The sequence below is a fragment of the Micromonospora sp. BS32 genome, from assembly GCF_059089345.1.
Genome location: NZ_JBSSHR010000104.1, coordinates 1 through 457, shown reverse-complemented (window position 1 = coordinate 457; position 457 = coordinate 1). Strand labels below are relative to the sequence as shown.

General features: G+C 74.4%; 1 protein-coding gene. It reads right to left on the bottom strand.

The features are described from left to right. A partial coding sequence (locus tag AC5RWQ_RS30460) for a KR domain-containing protein (RefSeq protein ID WP_494286040.1) occupies window positions 1–457 on the bottom strand: 457 nt, incomplete at both ends.

Sequence of the window (457 nt, the reverse complement as noted above, 5' to 3'; positions counted from 1 at the left end):
CGACCGGCAGGTCCGCCTGGCCGCGCAGGACGGGTGCGTCGAGCCGGGTCAGCGCCACGACGGGGAGGTCCGCGCGGACGGCCCGGTCGAACAGCGCCATGCCCTGCGGCACGGACAGCGGCGGCATGCCGGAGCCGTGCATCCGGCGCTGGTCCGCCTCGGACAGGGCCCCGGTGAGGCCGACCTCGGGGGTCCAGGGGCCCCAGATCATCGACACGCCGGGCAGCCCGTCATGCCGCCGCCGCTCCACCAGCGCGTCCAGGAAGACGTTGGCGGCCGCGTAGTTGCCCTGGCCCGGCGCGCCCAGCAGGCCGGACATCGAGGAGAAGACCGCGAACAGCGACAGGTCGAGGTCGCGGGTCAGCTCGTGCAGGTGCCAGGCCGCATCGACCTTCGGCGCCAGCACCGGTGCGATCCGGTCCGCGGTCAGCGACGTGATCAACCCGTCGTCCACCAC